We start from the raw sequence: 14,803 nt of genomic DNA, 5'->3' as shown, positions 1-14,803 counted from the left end.
AGAGGCGGTTCTTGAATCTTGATGGACGAAGTATACGCACAAGCGAACATTTGTCTATACACTTGTGCATTAATTGCTGGGCGATATGATGTTGCCTTGGCCACCCACACCATGAGCAGCATCCTGACCGCGCTATCTGACATCCCTGTGAACAAGCCCACCACGCCGGGTACGCCTGGGCGAAAAGCCGTCATTTCACGAGATGACATCATTGAGGCCGCCTTGAAGTTGGCTGGGCCCAATCGCAGCGTGTCGACCTTGAGTTTGCGCGAAGTGGCGCGAGAAGCAGGCATTGCCCCCAACAGCTTTTATCGACAATTTCGGGACATGGACGAGTTGGCCGTGGCCCTGATCGAGCGCGCCGGGGAATCGCTGCGGCAGATCATTGGTGAGGCCCGAAAGCGTGCCAGCACCGACCGCAGCGTGGTACGCGGCTCCGTCGAGGCCTTCATGGAGCAACTGCGAAGCGACGACAAGTTGCTGCACATTCTCTTGCGCGAGGGCTCGGTGGGCTCTGACGCTTTCAAACAGGCGGTGGACCGTCAGCTCAACTACTTTGAGGAAGAGTTGCGACTGGACTTGATCCGTCTGGCCGAAGTGAACAAGACCGGTTTGTTTGAGCCGGCCTTGACGGCGAAGGCCATCACCCGTTTGGTGTTCGCCATTGGGGCCACGGTGATGGACGCGCCGCCTGACAAACTCCATGAGTTGACCGAGCAACTGGTGCTGATGGTGCGGATGATTGTGACCGGCACGCAAACCCTGGCGGTGACCGGGGTGACCGAGCGTTGAGTCCCAGGGTGTCAGGCCGTTGGGGCCTCGCTCTCAGCGGCCGCCGCAATCTCGCGCAGCGCACGCTCGTACACCTCCACGGGCTGGCCGCCTGAAATGAGATGCCGGTTGTTCACGATCACGGCCGGTACAGAGTGGATGCCGTGACTGGTGTAGAACGACTCTTGCTCACGGACCTCGTCGGCAAACTCGTCACTTTGCAAGATGGCGCGGGCGTGATCCACATCCAGCCCAGCCTCTGAGACGGCGGCCAGCAGCACCTCTGGTTGGTCCATGGCCTGGCGGTCTCGGTGACAGGCTTGCAGCAGGGCCAGCTTCAGTGCCACTTGTCGCTCCGGATATTCGACGGCGGCCCAGTGCAGCAGACGGTGGGCCTGGAAGGTGTTGTAGATGCGACCGCGGCCGTCAGGGCTGAATTCAAAGCCCGCCTCGGCACCGCGCAGCCGAATGGTCTCGCGTATCTGCGCTTGTTGCTCTGGGGTGCTGCCGTACTTTTCGGTCAGGTGCTCACCAATGTCCTGGCCGCCTGGGGCCATGCGGGGGTTCAGCTCAAACGGTTGGCATTGCAGCCGGGCCTGGACCTCGTCCTGGAGGCGCGCCAAGGCCTGCAGCAGCGACGACAATCCAATGGCACACCATGGGCAAGAGATATCAGAAACAAAGTCAATCTTGAGTGTGGCGGACATGGTGTGGCAGGTGTCAACAGGATGGTTCATCGTACCCAACTCGGCAAATCCTGCTGTTTGACGCGGCCAAGGCCTCAGGGTTAGCCCGGTTTGCTCATGTGCTGTGTCCAACTGGACACACCAGAGCCAACTGTATGCGCTATGGTTCCAGCATACATAGCAATTCAAGTTGAGGAAGCCGATGTTCTGCACGCAATGTGGGGCGCAAAACCACCCTGAAGACAAGTTCTGTGCGGCGTGCGGCGCACAAACTGGAGTTGCAGGCCAAGATAACCCCACAGCTGGGCAGTCAGGCCATCATTTGCAGTTTTACGCTGGGCTTGCCTTGCGCCATGGGCGTCCCGTTGCGGGTCAACCCATTCAGCCCTCGCAGGCCAGTCAACGGACTGAACAAGAGCAACAAAGAGTTGATTACAACAGGAGTTCGGGCATTGACTGGTATCTCTGGGTGTTGAAGAAGTACGCGGTGTTCAGCGGCCGTGCGCAACGGGCTGAGTACTGGTACTTTGTGTTGTTCAACTGCTTGGCCATCATTGGGTTGGTGATCATCGACAGCATCACGGGCAGCTTCGATGACGATGCGGGTATCGGGTTGTTGAGCGGCCTGTACTATTTGGGTGTGTTGCTGCCCAGTCTGGCCGTCACGGTCCGCCGCTTGCATGACACCGGTCGCAGTGGCTGGTGGATGCTCATCGCCTTGCTGCCCTTCTTGGGGGGCTTGATCTTGTTGTTCTTTACGGTGCAAGACAGTCAGCCGGGCGGTAATCAGTATGGGCTCAACCCCAAGGGGGTGAGTTGACCGGATGGCGTAGGAGGTTTCATGGCGATTGGCTGGCTCACGGTTCTGTCTCAGGTCCCTTGGACGGAGGTCATCAACAACGCTCCCAAGGTGGCTGAAGGCGCCAAGAAGTTGTGGAAGTCCGTTTCAGGCAAGACAGGGAGCGCCGCGCCGCAGAGCGGTCCGATGCCGGCTCCTGCGCCCGCCGAGGCGCTCAACCCCGCGGCCCTGGAGTTGCGCATCCGCGAGCTGGAAGGTGTGGTGGCCGAGTTGCACGCCCAGATGTTGGCCTCGTCAGAGTTGACCAAGCAGTTGGCCGAGCAGAACGCGCAATTGGTTCAGCGCATTGAGCGAAATCGGGTGCGCACGATCTGGTTGGCTGTTGTGAGCGTCGGTGCGGTGGTGCTGGCGGTGGCGGCCTTGTCGGCGCAGGCCTAGTCTGGCAGAGTGGGCGAAGGCCACCGCGTCACGATCGCATGGGGTGGCGCTTTCGCAGTTTCAACATCAGGGGATCCGAGATGACGATGATGTTCGAGCTGAGCAAAAGCTCAGACGGCCAGTTCCGCTTTGTGCTCAAGGCGGACAACGGTGAAACCGTACTGACCAGCGAGTTGTACCAGTCCAAAGCCTCGGCCGAGAACGGCATCGCATCGGTCAAGTCCAACGCCAACAACGATGCCCGTTACGAGCGGCAGGTATCGGCCAATGGCAAGCCTTATTTCAACCTCAAGGCAGCCAACGGGCAGGTCATCGGCAGCAGCCGTCTCTACGAGGTCGAGACCTCGCGCGAGGCCGTGATCGCCTCCACACAGCGGCACGCCGCCCAGGCCGAGGTCAAGGACCTGACTTGACCTGGCCTGCTGGCGAGGCAAAGCACAGCTGGTTGCGACCGCTGTGCTTGGCTCGGTACATGGCCTGATCGGCGGTGGCGATCAGTTCCGTCATGTCGGTGGCATCGTCCGGGAAGCAGCTGATGCCGATGCTGGCCCCGCACTGCAGCAGCTTGCCTTCGTAGAGCACCGGTTGGCGCAACACGTCCACCATGCGCTGAGCGATCTGGGTGATTTCATCGCGGTTGTCGGCGCCGTCGAGCAAGATGATGAACTCGTCCCCACCCAGCCGCGCCACGGTATCGACTTCTCGCACCAGCGCCCCCATGCGCTGGCTCATCAGCTTGAGCACATCATCACCGGCGGCATGGCCCTCGTTGTCGTTGATGTCCTTGAAGTTGTCCAGGTCGATGAAGAGCAGCGCCAGTTGGCTTTGGTGACGCCGGGCACGGGCCATGGCCTGCGTCAGACGGTCCATGAAGAGGCGGCGATTGGGCAATCCCGTCAGGGTGTCGTGGCTGGCCAGTCGGTCCAATTCGTGCTGCTTCAGTTCCAATGAAGCGAACTGGGCGCGGATCTGGCCCTGCATCTCATCGATGGCGCGTGCCAGGGTGCCGAACTCGTCGTGCCGCAGCACGGGCAAGGGCAGCGGGGCATCGTGCGAGCCATGCCCGAACTCGCGGATGGCACGCAGCAACTGTTGGAGCGGTTTGGACAGTCGCCGTGCCAGTAAGGCCGCCAGCACGATCGCCAGTGCGCTGAAGGCCAGCGCGATGCGCAAGCTGGTTCGTCCCAGTTGGTCGGCATCGGCCAGCACGTCACGCAAGGGCTGGCCCAGGCCGATCACGTAACCCTCGTCGTTGTGCATGCCACTCAAGCGGTGGCGAACGAAGGCGGCCACCAGGGCCTGATCCGACGCGTTGCTCACCTGCGTCGTGACGACCTGCTGGATGTCCTCCGAGGGGGCGCCGATCAGCTTGCGGGTCTCGGGAAAGGCGTCCTGTATCAGCGCGCGCTGGCCACGGTCGAAAGCAAAGGCCTGCTTCGGGTCTGGGTGGATCAGAAAGTCACCGTCGCTGTTGCTCAGGTAGAGGCTCAAGGTGGCTGGCAGGTCGGCCGCCAGTTGCGTGAACAGCCGGTCCAGGTCAATGTCAATGACGAGCAGGCCCATGGCCTGTGCATGCGGGCCGTAGACCGGGGTGGCCACCTGCAAGGCCGGACGCGCGCCACCCTCGTGACGAGGGGACTCAGGATAGAGGCTGGCCCGAGAAACATACACCGCCCCATTGGGCAGCGCCAAGGTCTCCACCACGAAGGGATAGTGACCTTTCTCCCGAAGGGCATCTTCCGGTGTCCGTGAGAGACCGTCTTCGCTGCGCTCGACCCGCACGCGCTCCGCACCATGGTCGGTGGCCGCAATCAGCCGCATCTGGAAATACTCTGGGCGGGTTTGCAGAATGGTCTTGAACATCGCCGCCATGGTGCTGCCGCGGGCCTCAGGTTCCAGACGGTGCCAGGTGTCAAGCAACACGATGGTGCCCGGGTGCTGCGCCAGCATCAGAGCGTCTCGGCTGGCAGTGTCCAGTCCCACGCTGAGTTGCCGCGCCAGCACCCGTGTGGCGGTCAACAATCGCTGCTCGGCCGCGGTTTGCAGCAGTGCACGGCTTTCCGTGTACCCGTAGTAGCCGGTCAGCCCTGCTGCCAGCACGCCGATCAGGGCCATGGCAATGCCCGTGCGCCAGACGATGCCCAGCCTCATGGTGTCAGGACCTTGCTCAGCCGATTGCCGGTGTGGATCCGCCCCCACAGTCGTTCACGTTGGGCGGCATCTTCGACCGGCTGAAGCCAGACAAGGTTGCTGCCGCCCATGCGCTGATCGACGGGGGCAACGGTATTGGCGAGGCCTTGCCGCGTGACGAGCAGTTGGCTGGCCGTGCGGTCCAGAAGGTGGTTGATCCATGCATGGGCCAGTGCGGCGTGGTGTGCATCACGGGGAATGGCCCAGCAGTCCAGCCAGGCCAGAGCTCCTTCTCGCGGGATGACGTAGCCCACGTCAACGCCGGCTGCCCGCAGCAGATGCACTTGCTGCATGCCATAGTTGGCAAACATGAGGGCCGCCTTGTGGCGCACGAACAGGTGCACCGACTCCTCGGGCTGGGTGTAGAAGCCCAGCGCATTGCGGCGCAATTCGATCAGCTTGGTCACGCTGGGTTCCAGCTGATCTGGCGGGATGTGGAAGGGCGTCGTCAAGCCCAAGGTTTGGGCGGCCAGAGAGAAATTGTGGGAGCCACCGTTGTAGGCAATCACCTTGCCACGCCACTGCGAGTCCCACAGTGCATGGATGGATGAGGGCGGCACCTGCATCTGGCGCTTGTCGTAGATCAGGCCCATGGCCGAGTAGGTGAACGGGATGGCGTACACCCTTTCACCGTGTGGGCTGGGCCGTACCAGACCGGGGATGGCCGCGGTTTGACGGAAGCGAGGCTGTTGCCGTTCGATGTTTGCAATGCGCGTCGTGTCAATGGGCTGCACGTGATTGCTCGCCACATAACGCTGCAATTCGGCCGTGTTGACCGCGAACACGTCAAAAGCAGGCCCTTGCGTGGCAGTGACTTTTTGCCAGAGCGCTTCGTCGGTGTCGATGACAGTCAGTTCGACACGGACCTGATGGCGCGCTTCGAATTCCCTGACGACCTCGGATTCCACATAACCCGGCCAAGCCAGCACACGGAGCACAGGCGTGTCTGCACGCGCCGTGTGGGGCAGAGATGTCAGCAGAGGGAGACACAGGGATATCCCGAGGCGCAACAGCAAACGGCGCAATTTGACGAATCTCCGTGGTGGGGGCGTGAGGGAGGCCATGCTCCACATGTCCGATTTTGAGAATATACCGGGAGCGGCGCATCTGCATACAAAAAAGCCGGGAATTCGACTTGAACGTGCACGCCGTGTCCCGACGAACGAGGCTGAGTTGGACAGGCGTAGACTTGAAGGGTTCTGCTGCTTTGCCTCCTGCGCCCATGAAACACATACAACTCACCCTGGTCGGGTTGATTCTTTTGTTGTCCGGTTTGTGGCTGGCGGCGGACCCGGTCTGGTCGGAGGCGTTTGCCATCTTCAGTTTCCGCACAGCCATGCTCAACTACACCGGCATCCTTGCGATCGGGGCCATGAGTGTGGCGATGTTGCTCGCGCTGCGTCCGAGGGGGCGGATCGAGTCCTTCTTCGGTGGGCTGGACAAGTCGTATCGGCTCCACAAATGGCTGGGCATCACCGCGCTGGTGATGGCCATCGCGCACTGGCTCTGGGTGGAGGCCGTGAAGTGGGCTGTGGGTTGGGGGTGGTTGGAGAGGCCTGCGCGCAAGGGTGCACGCCCTGCGTATGAAGGTCTGCAAGCTTGGTTGTCAAGCCAGCGCGGTATGGCCGAAGACGTGGGCGAGTGGGCTTTTTACGCCGCGGTGGTCATGATCGGGTTGGCCTTGATCAAGCGCTTCCCGTACCGTTACTTCTTCAAGACACACCGCTGGCTGGCAGTCGTTTATTTGGTGCTGGTCTACCACTCGGTTGTGCTGATGAAGTTCAGCTACTGGACTCAGGGCATCGGGCCCGTCATGGCGGTGTTGCTCGCGGGAGGCTCTTTCGCTGCGCTGGTGAGCCTGACCCGTAGCGTGGGCCAGACCCGACGTGCCGTGGCGGTCGTGGATGACGTGGAGTACCACGCCGACAACCAGGTGTTGCGTGTGGCCATGACGCTACAGAGTCGCTGGCCGGGGCATCAGGCGGGGCAGTTTGCCTTCGTCACCTTGGACCCTCGGGAGGGCCCGCATCCGTTCACCATGTCGTCAGCCTGGAAGGATGACGGCAAGATGTTTTTTCTGATCAAGGCCTTGGGAGACTACACCCAGACGTTGCCATCCAAGGTGAAGGTGGGAGATGTGGCGCAGGTGGAGGGGCCCTATGGTCGCTTTTCCTTCCAGGGGCGTCACCCACGTCAGATCTGGGTGGCCGGTGGCATTGGCATCACCCCCTTCATCGCGCGCATGCAGGCTTTGTGCGAGAAGCCTGACGGCAAGGCCATTGATCTGTTCTACAGCACCAGTGCGCCTGATGCCGAGTTCATCCGACGCGTGCGTCAGCGGGCTGAGCAGGCGGGTGTGACGCTGCATGTGGTGAAGGCCGCGGAGCAGGGGCGACTGACGCCGCAGCGAGTTCGCGAGTTGGTGCCCGAGTGGGCGCAGGCCAGCGTCTGGTTCTGCGGGCCGGCCAGCTTTGGACAGGCGCTGCGTGATGATTGGGCGGCTCAAGGCAGATCGCCCGATGACTTCCATCAGGAATTGTTCGAGATGCGTTGAGCGAGGTGTGAAGAAATGATCCAGGGCATGGCACTGCTGGTGGCCGGGCAGTTGATGGGCGAGGCGGTAGTTGCCGTGACAGGCTTGCCTGTGCCGGGTTCGGTGGTCGGCATGGTGCTGGTGCTGCTGGCCTTGTTGGCCAGGAAAGGCCATTTGCCGGAGCTGCGGCGAGCTGGCTCCACCATGTTGTTGCTGGTGCCGCTGCTGCTGGTGCCCGTCAGCGTGGGCATCATGGAGCAGGCAGACTTGCTGCGAGCCAATTGGTGGCCTCTGACCGTGGCCTTGCTGGTGAGCATCGTGGCGGGCATGCTGGCCACGGGCCTGACCATTCGCTGGTTGCGCAAACTTGACGGAAAGCAGTCTCACGATGTCTGAGTTGATGGCGCTGTGGCATCAGGCATCGTCGGCGGTGCTGACGCATCAGCTGTTTCCGCTGTTCCTGACCTTGTCGGCTTATGCGGTGGCCACCTGGCTGTATCGCAAGGCGGGGCAGTCCCCCTTCGTCCATCCGTTGGTGCTTTCGGTGGCCATGGTCATCGTGGCGCTGAAAGGGCTGGGCATGTCATACGCCCACTATTTCGAGGCGACGAAGTTCCTGCATTGGATGCTGGGTCTGTCCATCGTCTCTCTGGCGATCCCGCTGTACACCGAGCTGCAGCATGTGGGGGCGCGCTGGCGCAGCACCCTGGCTGCGATCCTGGTGGGAGGAGTGGTCAGCGTGGTCACGGCCATGTTGGTCGCGCACTGGTTGGGTGGCAACCGCGAGCTGGTTCTCGCCTTGAGCACCAAATCGGTGACCACTGCCTTGGCAACGGTGCTCGCGCACGAGGTCGGGGCGAATGTGGCCTTGGCTGCAACCATCGTGCTGGTGACAGGGTTGCTGGGGGCCGTGGTGGGCCCTTGGATTTTTCACCGACTGCTGCCCGGCGACGACGCAGGTCTGGGTACCGCACTGGGCACCTGCGCGCATGCCATTGGCACCTCGCGTGCCTTGCAGATTGGCGAGACCTGCGGCGCGTTTTCAGCCTTGGCCATGGGCCTCAACGGCCTGCTCACCGCACTGCTCTTGCCCGTTTTGCTGGCGTGGTGTTGGGGTTGAGTTTTGTCGCGAAAACTCCCTCTCCTCATGGCCCATCACACGAAAGAGGGTGGTGCGTCAGGTTGGTGAACGTTCCAATTCAGCCTTTGATGGCCGGCGCTGACGCTGAAAGGAATTCACAGTGCACTCCAAAGTCTTGAACATGCTTGCCAGGCTGACGCTGGCAGGTGCGATTGCGGTCCCATTCGCTGCGCAAGCGGGCGATGTGGTGATTGATGGCAGTCAAGTGAGTGTCGTGCTCACGGGTGTCGACACCGCAATGGTTTTGCCCGGAGCGAACATCAGCTGGCTTGATGCGCGTGGCCAATCTCAAGTGACGATGACAGGTGGGGATGTTTCCTGGCTGCATGTCTACGATCAGGCCTCGGTGACCATTTCGGGCGCAGATGACATCAGTTGGCTCATCATCAACAGCCCGGATGCTGCCGTGGAGATTCAGGCATCCAATGTGAGTTATGCCGGCGGGCATCTGTCGGGCGTGTGGGCCAATGGACAGTCCTTCAATTTCTGGGCTTTGTACCAGTCCACGTTATCGGACCCCATGGGCGATCAGTGGTCTGTGATGCCTTCGAACATCACCATCACCGCCGTGCCCGAGCCTGGCACCTGGGCGTTGATGAGCCTGGGGCTCCTTGGTGTTGGCGCATTGGCGGGTCGACGTTTGAAGTGAGAGCATGAGAGGGCACAGGTCGCCATGCACCAGCTTGGTGGCCCGTAACTTGCTGGTGTCACACACAGGCTGCACGCTTGCGGCAGCACCGTTTCACGGAGAACTGTGTGTCCATCCACGTTGCCCTCAATCACGTCACGCACTATCGCTACGACCGGCCGGTGAGCCTGTCGCCTCAGGTCATCCGCTTGCGACCGGCACCGCATTGCCGCACGCGCATCCTGTCGTACTCGCTGCGGGTGGAGCCTGCGACCCACTTTGTCAATTGGCAGCAGGACCCGTTCTCCAATCACCTGGCTCGCCTGGTGTTCCCGGAGAAGACCACCGAGTTCAAGATCACGGTGGACCTGGTGGCCGAGATGGCGGTGTACAACCCGTTCGACTTCTTCCTGGAGCCGTACGCGGAAACCTTCCCGTTCCAGTATGACGCGGCCTCGCTCCAAGACCTGCAGCCCTATCTGGTCAAATCGGCCCCCACGCCCGCTTTTCAGGCCTTTCTGGACACGATTGACCGCCGCGAGACGCGCACAATTGATTTTCTGGTCGGCCTGAATCAGCGCCTGCAAAGCGACGTTGCCTACACCATCCGCATGGAGCCAGGGGTGCAGACACCGGAGCAGACCTTGACGCTCAAGTCTGGCTCATGCCGTGACACCGGTTGGTTGTTGGTGCAGACCTTGCGCCACCTGGGCTTGGCCGCTCGATTTGTATCGGGCTACCTCATTCAGCTCAAGGCCGACGTGGCGGCCCTGGATGGCCCATCGGGCACCGAGGTGGACTTCACCGACCTGCACGCCTGGTGCGAGGTCTTCCTGCCCGGTGCTGGCTGGATTGGCCTGGATCCGACCTCGGGCTTGCTGGCGGGGGAGGGGCATATCCCGGTGGCGTGCACCCCCGAACCGACCGGGGCTGCGCCGGTGTCTGGCGCTGTGGACGAGTGCGAATGCGAGTTCGACCACCACATGGCCATCACCCGTATTTTCGAGTCGCCACGTGTGACCAAGCCCTACACCGAGGCGCAATGGCGGGCCATCGATGCTTTGGGCCACGAGGTGGACGGCTTGTTGACGGCAGGCGATGTGCGCCTGACCATGGGCGGGGAGCCAACCTTTGTGTCGGTCGATGACCGTGATGGCGCGGAGTGGAACACCGATGCGCTCGGGCCCACCAAACGCGGGCTGGCCACCGAATTGGTGCACAAGCTGCGCGCGCGCTATGGTGAGGGCGGATTCTTGCACTTTGGCCAGGGTAAGTGGTATCCCGGCGAGCAATTGCCCCGGTGGGCCCTGTCCATCTTCTGGCGCACCGATGGTCAGCCTTGCTGGCACAACCCCTTGTTGTTTGCCGATGAGCGCAGCGGGGTGCGTTACAGCACCGACGATGCCCGACTGTTCATCCACACTCTGGCCGACAAGCTGGGCGTGGGCGGGGCGCATGTTCAGCCGGGTTATGAAGACACGTTTTACTACCTGTGGCGTGAACGCCGTCTGCCGGTGAACGTGGACCCCTTTGACGCCCGTCTGGACGACGAAATGGAGCGCGTGCGCTTGCGTCGGGTGTTCGACCAGGGACTGGACCACGAGGTGGGCTTCGTGCTGCCGATTCGGCGTGGTGAGGGCGTTCCGGGTGGTGCCCCGTGGCTCAGCGGTCCCTGGCATTTCCGCGACGAGCGCATGTACCTGATCCCAGGCGACTCGCCCATGGGTTACCGCCTGCCTCTGGATGCCTTGCCATGGGTGTCGAAGGCCGACTACCCCTACGTGCATGCACACGATCCTTTCGCACCGCGCGATGCCTTGCCGGATGCCAGCCAGTTGCGCACGCAGTACGCGCCGCACAGCGTGGGCGGTGGGTTTGCAGAAGGTGGCGCCGTGTCTGTGCAGGGGCAAGGGGTCGGGGGGCTTGGCGGGGCTGCACGCAACGGTGAGTGGGGCGACTTGCCCGCGAATGCCAATGCGGTGCCTGCCGCCTTTGAGTCCGCCGCCTGGATCACCCGTACCGCTTTGTGCGTGGAAGTGCGCAATCCCGATCGTGCAAGTGGCCCCAAGGTTGAAAGGGAGGGGCGCGGTGGGGGTGTCATGTATGTGTTCATGCCGCCCCTACCTGTGCTGGATGACTACCTCGACCTGCTTGCCGCCGTGGAAGCGACAGCGGAGGAGTTGGGCATGCCCATCGTGCTGGAGGGGTACCCACCTCCGCGCGACGCCCGTCTCAAGCTGTTGCAGGTCACCCCGGACCCGGGCGTCATCGAAGTCAACATTCATCCGGCATCCAGCTGGGCGCAACTGGTGGACCACACCGAGTTCCTGTACCAGGCCGCGCACGAAACCCGACTGTCGACCGAGAAGTTCATGGTGGATGGACGGCACACCGGCACGGGGGGCGGCAATCACTTCGTGCTGGGGGGCGCGACGCCCGCGGACAGTCCCTTCTTGCGTCGGCCAGATCTGTTGCCCAGCCTGTTGACCTTCTGGCACAACCACCCGTCGCTGTCCTACTTGTTCTCCGGCCTGTTCATCGGGCCGACCAGCCAGGCGCCGCGCGTGGACGAGGCTCGCACCGACCAGGTCTACGAGGTCGAGTTGGGGCTGGCCGAGATCGAGCGGCAGATGGCGATGTACGGGGAGTGTCCGCCCTGGATCATTGACCGCACCCTGCGCAATCTCTTGATCGATGCCACCGGGAACACGCACCGCAGCGAGTTCTGCATCGACAAGCTGTACTCGCCCGATGGGCCGACGGGGCGCCTCGGACTGCTGGAGTTGCGTGCGTTCGAGATGCCGCCGCATGCGCAGATGAGCCTGGTTCAGCAGCTCTTGTTGCGCGCCTTGGTGGCGTGGTTCTGGCGTGAGCCTTACCGCGGTCACGGGACGCAGCGCCTGACCCGTTGGGGCACCGCCTTGCACGATCGCTTCTTGCTGCCCAGCTTTGTCGAGCAAGACTTTGCCGACGTGTTGACGGAACTGAATCAGGCAGGCTTTGCCTTCGAGCCGACCTGGTTTGCGCCGCATTTCTCCTTCCGCTTCCCGCACATCGGCGACATGGCCGCTTCGGGCGTGCACGTCGAGTTGCGCGCAGCCCTGGAGCCCTGGCATGTGATGGGTGAGGAGGGTTCGGCCGGGGGCACGGTGCGCTATGTGGACTCGTCTCTGGAGCGCATCGAGGTGAGGGCCACAGGCTTGAACCCCAATCGCCATGTGATCACCGTCAATGGCGAGGTCTTGCCGCTGCATCCGACCGGTCGCGTGGGCGAGTACGTTGCCGGGGTGCGCTATCGGGCCTGGCAGCCGCCCTCGTGTCTGCACCCCACCATCGAAGCCGATGCGCCGCTGACGCTGGATGTGGTGGACAGTTGGCTGCAGCGCTCGGTGGGCGGGTGTCAGTATCACGTGGCCCACCCCGGTGGCCGCAATTACGACAGCTTCCCGATCAATGCCTATGAGGCGGAAAGCCGGCGCCTGGCGCGCTTCTTCCGCATGGGGCACACGCCGGGCAAGATGTTCATCAAGCCGCTGCAACCCGGCATCGAACACCCGTTGACGCTGGACTTGCGGCGTGCCCGGGTGCGGTCCTGACACGGCTTGTTACGTGGGCCGCCGTCCATTCTGGGGTTTAATCAAGGGCCCACTGTTGTCATGACTCGGCCTCATTCGTGTTTGCGCCCCTTTCGCCGTACCAGACCGCCTTTGATCTCTCGCCCGCCGCCCAGGTGATCATGGATCACCGGGGGTGCATCGACGATGTCAATCAGCTGGCTTGTACGGCCCTGGGTTATGAAAAGGGTCGCTTGCTCGGGCAGCGTCTGGCAGATCTGGTGCACCCGCAAGAACAGCCTGTGCTGTTCAACACCATCGAAAACAGTGCGCGCACCCTGGATCCTTTTGAGATGGACTGCCGGGTGATTTCACCCGTCCACGGTCTTCGATGGTTCGCTGTGCAGGCACGCGCTCATCAGGTGGAGGATGGGCGACTGCGCTGGTATTGCGTTTTCAACGACATCACCGATCGCAAGCGACACGCCGCCTGGCTGAACGAGCGCAATGCGCTGCTCACAGCCTTGTCCCACAACCTGCCAGGCATGATCTATGTGTTCCGGGCTGGTGCGGACGTGGGTGGACACCTTGATTTCGTCAGTGAAGGCGTGCGCGAAATGTTTGGCGCCACACCAGAGCAGGCCATGACCTCGCCCTGGGTGTTGTATGACCGGGTGATGCCGGAAGACCTGGCCCTGTTCTTCCAGCAACGAGACGCTGCCATGGCCGGTTCGGTGCGCTTGCACAGCGAGTTTCGCGTGCGCAACGCGCGTGGCGAGTGGCGCTGGTGTGCGGCTGATTCGATCTCGGGCCTGGATGCCGATGGGCATGAGGTTCGCTGTGGCTACATTGCCGACATCACCGAACACAAGCTGTATCAAGAAGCTTGTGTGGTGGCGGAAACCGCGCAGCGCGCCAGCCAGGCCAAGTCCGAGTTCCTGTCTCGCATGAGCCACGAGTTGCGCACGCCGTTGAACGCCGTGCTGGGTTTTGCGCAACTGTTGCGCATGGACCCCCAACAACCGCTGCTGGACGACCAGTTGCGCAAGGTGCGGTTGATCGAGCGGGCAGGGGCGCACCTGCTGGCGATGATCAGCGACGTCCTCGATCTGTCGCGCATCGAGGCGGGCTCCCTGCCCATGTCGGTGGAATCCTTGCATCTCGAGACCGTGCTACACGATGCCGTGAGCATGGTGGCCGATGCGGCGGAGCAGGCGCGGGTCAGCCTGGACATTGCCCCTCAAGATGCCGAGCTCACAGTTCGCGCCGATCGGGTGCGTCTGCGTCAGGTGTTGGTGAACCTGCTGAGCAATGCCATCAAGTACAACCACGCTGGTGGGATGGTGCGCGTGCAGGTGTGGTCCGAGGGCGATCTGGTGCGGTGTGCGGTGTCTGACACCGGACGGGGCCTGACGCCTGAACAGCTTGACCACCTGTTTGAGCCTTTCAACCGATTGGGGGCAGAGCAGAGCGGAATCGAAGGCACGGGCATCGGGCTGGTGATCGTGCAACGCCTGCTGGCTTTGATGGACGGGACCCTGTCCGTTCAGAGCCAACATGGCGTGGGCAGTGTGTTCACTGTTGCCTTGCCAGCCGGAGCGGTCGCGGAGTCATCGAGCTTTGCTGGGCTGGGCGAAGAGACACCGCCTTCACTTCACGCCGCGACCATCGTTTATGCGGAGGACAACGAGATCAATGTGCAACTGGTTCGACAGATCATGACCTTGCGGCCCGCCTGGGCGCTGAAGGTGGCGACCAGTGGGCAAGAGGCCTTGAGCTTGATCACGGCGACGCCGCCCGATCTGCTCTTGCTGGACATGCACCTGGGCGACATGACGGGTTTCGAACTGGATGACGCCCTGCAGGCTGATCCGCGCCTGCGTCATGTGCCCCGTGTGGCACTGTCGGCCGACGCGATGCCGGATCGCGTGCACGCAGCCAAGGATCGCGGGTTCGCGGCCTACCTGACCAAGCCTTTGGATGTGGTGGCCTTGTTGCGCTGCCTGGATGAGTTGCTGATGGCGCCCGGCCATTGAGTCATGGCGTCTTGGTCATGTTGTGCT

The 14,803-nt window shown here is 62.4% G+C and carries 13 protein-coding genes and 1 pseudogene; 11 read left to right on the top strand and 3 right to left on the bottom strand.

Annotated features, from left to right (window positions below):
* The first annotated feature begins 111 nt into the window (after nt 1-111).
* Nucleotides 112-792 carry an HTH-type transcriptional repressor FabR gene (gene fabR, locus WIT60_RS15165; protein ID WP_339584712.1) on the top strand — a complete coding sequence of 227 codons (681 nt, stop codon included), beginning with the start codon at nt 112-114 and terminating at the stop codon, nt 790-792.
* Nucleotides 793-803: 11 nt separating this feature from the next.
* On the opposite strand, the gene WIT60_RS15160 is transcribed toward fabR, so the two are convergent.
* Nucleotides 804-1,478 (bottom strand): DsbA family oxidoreductase, encoded by a 675-nt coding sequence (locus WIT60_RS15160; RefSeq protein ID WP_339584711.1) that lies wholly within the window; start codon nt 1,476-1,478, stop codon nt 804-806.
* Nucleotides 1,479-1,659: 181 nt separating this feature from the next.
* Between WIT60_RS15160 and WIT60_RS16920 the strand changes: the two are divergent.
* From WIT60_RS16920 to WIT60_RS15145, 4 genes and pseudogenes are all read left to right on the top strand, one after another.
* Nucleotides 1,660-1,722 (top strand): annotated as a pseudogene (locus WIT60_RS16920) (zinc-ribbon domain-containing protein); the annotation flags it as partial.
* A 204-nt stretch (nt 1,723-1,926) separates the two neighbouring features.
* Nucleotides 1,927-2,277: a DUF805 domain-containing protein gene (locus tag WIT60_RS15155; RefSeq protein ID WP_339584710.1), complete on the top strand. Its 351-nt coding sequence runs from the start codon at nt 1,927-1,929 to the stop codon at nt 2,275-2,277.
* A 21-nt stretch (nt 2,278-2,298) separates the two neighbouring features.
* On the top strand, nt 2,299-2,694 hold the full coding sequence (locus WIT60_RS15150; protein WP_339584709.1) for a hypothetical protein: 396 nt from the start codon (nt 2,299-2,301) through the stop codon (nt 2,692-2,694).
* A gap of 80 nt (nt 2,695-2,774) precedes the next feature.
* A complete protein-coding gene (locus tag WIT60_RS15145; protein WP_339584708.1) occupies nt 2,775-3,107 on the top strand; it encodes a YegP family protein in 333 nt (110 codons plus the stop codon).
* Here WIT60_RS15145 and WIT60_RS15140 read toward each other — a convergent pair.
* A complete protein-coding gene (locus tag WIT60_RS15140) occupies nt 3,091-4,845 on the bottom strand; it encodes a diguanylate cyclase domain-containing protein (RefSeq protein WP_339584707.1) in 1,755 nt (584 codons plus the stop codon). The two genes, WIT60_RS15145 and WIT60_RS15140, sit on opposite strands and share 17 nt — an antisense overlap.
* Entirely contained in the window at nt 4,842-5,822 is a 981-nt protein-coding gene (locus WIT60_RS15135) for an extracellular solute-binding protein (protein ID WP_339584706.1), read from the bottom strand. Before WIT60_RS15135 ends, WIT60_RS15140 begins: the two co-directional genes overlap by 4 nt.
* A gap of 284 nt (nt 5,823-6,106) precedes the next feature.
* Here WIT60_RS15135 and WIT60_RS15130 point away from each other — a divergent pair, with 284 nt between their 5' ends.
* The 6 genes from WIT60_RS15130 (at nt 6,107) to WIT60_RS15105 (ending at nt 14,776) form a co-directional block, all read left to right on the top strand.
* The gene (locus WIT60_RS15130; protein ID WP_339584705.1) at nt 6,107-7,438 is read left to right on the top strand and encodes a ferredoxin reductase family protein; all 1,332 of its coding nucleotides are present in this window, start codon (nt 6,107-6,109) and stop codon (nt 7,436-7,438) included.
* A 27-nt stretch (nt 7,439-7,465) separates the two neighbouring features.
* Nucleotides 7,466-7,813, top strand: coding sequence for a CidA/LrgA family protein (locus WIT60_RS15125; RefSeq protein WP_339584704.1), 348 nt, complete (start codon nt 7,466-7,468; stop codon nt 7,811-7,813).
* Nucleotides 7,806-8,537, top strand: a complete 732-nt coding sequence (locus WIT60_RS15120) for an LrgB family protein (protein ID WP_339584703.1) — start codon at nt 7,806-7,808, stop codon at nt 8,535-8,537. Before WIT60_RS15125 ends, WIT60_RS15120 begins: the two co-directional genes overlap by 8 nt.
* A gap of 121 nt (nt 8,538-8,658) precedes the next feature.
* The gene (locus WIT60_RS15115) at nt 8,659-9,207 is read left to right on the top strand and encodes a PEP-CTERM sorting domain-containing protein (protein ID WP_339584702.1); all 549 of its coding nucleotides are present in this window, start codon (nt 8,659-8,661) and stop codon (nt 9,205-9,207) included.
* A 107-nt stretch (nt 9,208-9,314) separates the two neighbouring features.
* A complete protein-coding gene (locus WIT60_RS15110; RefSeq protein ID WP_339584701.1) occupies nt 9,315-12,782 on the top strand; it encodes a transglutaminase family protein in 3,468 nt (1,155 codons plus the stop codon).
* A 77-nt stretch (nt 12,783-12,859) separates the two neighbouring features.
* Complete coding sequence (locus WIT60_RS15105; protein ID WP_339584700.1) at nt 12,860-14,776, top strand: hybrid sensor histidine kinase/response regulator; 1,917 nt, start codon at nt 12,860-12,862, stop codon at nt 14,774-14,776.
* Nucleotides 14,777-14,803 lie beyond the last annotated feature (27 nt).

The sequence above is a fragment of the Aquabacterium sp. G14 genome (assembly GCF_037482285.1).
GTDB lineage: Bacteria > Pseudomonadota > Gammaproteobacteria > Burkholderiales > Burkholderiaceae_C > Aquabacterium.
Note: the sequence above shows the minus strand (reverse complement) of the source record. Positions and strands in the feature narration are given on the sequence as shown.

Excerpts from the sequence above, each read along its gene's own strand:
- WIT60_RS15125 (WP_339584704.1), top strand. The coding sequence starts at position 7,466 with ATGGCACTGCTGGTGGCCGGGCAGTTGATGGGCGAGGCGGTAGTTGCC.
- WIT60_RS15140 (WP_339584707.1), bottom strand. The coding sequence starts at position 4,845 with ATGAGGCTGGGCATCGTCTGGCGCACGGGCATTGCCATGGCCCTGATC.
- WIT60_RS15130 (WP_339584705.1), top strand. The coding sequence starts at position 6,107 with ATGAAACACATACAACTCACCCTGGTCGGGTTGATTCTTTTGTTGTCC.
- WIT60_RS15145 (WP_339584708.1), top strand. The coding sequence starts at position 2,775 with ATGACGATGATGTTCGAGCTGAGCAAAAGCTCAGACGGCCAGTTCCGC.
- fabR (WP_339584712.1), top strand. The coding sequence starts at position 112 with ATGAGCAGCATCCTGACCGCGCTATCTGACATCCCTGTGAACAAGCCC.
- WIT60_RS15160 (WP_339584711.1), bottom strand. The coding sequence starts at position 1,478 with ATGTCCGCCACACTCAAGATTGACTTTGTTTCTGATATCTCTTGCCCA.
- WIT60_RS15150 (WP_339584709.1), top strand. The coding sequence starts at position 2,299 with ATGGCGATTGGCTGGCTCACGGTTCTGTCTCAGGTCCCTTGGACGGAG.
- WIT60_RS15120 (WP_339584703.1), top strand. The coding sequence starts at position 7,806 with ATGTCTGAGTTGATGGCGCTGTGGCATCAGGCATCGTCGGCGGTGCTG.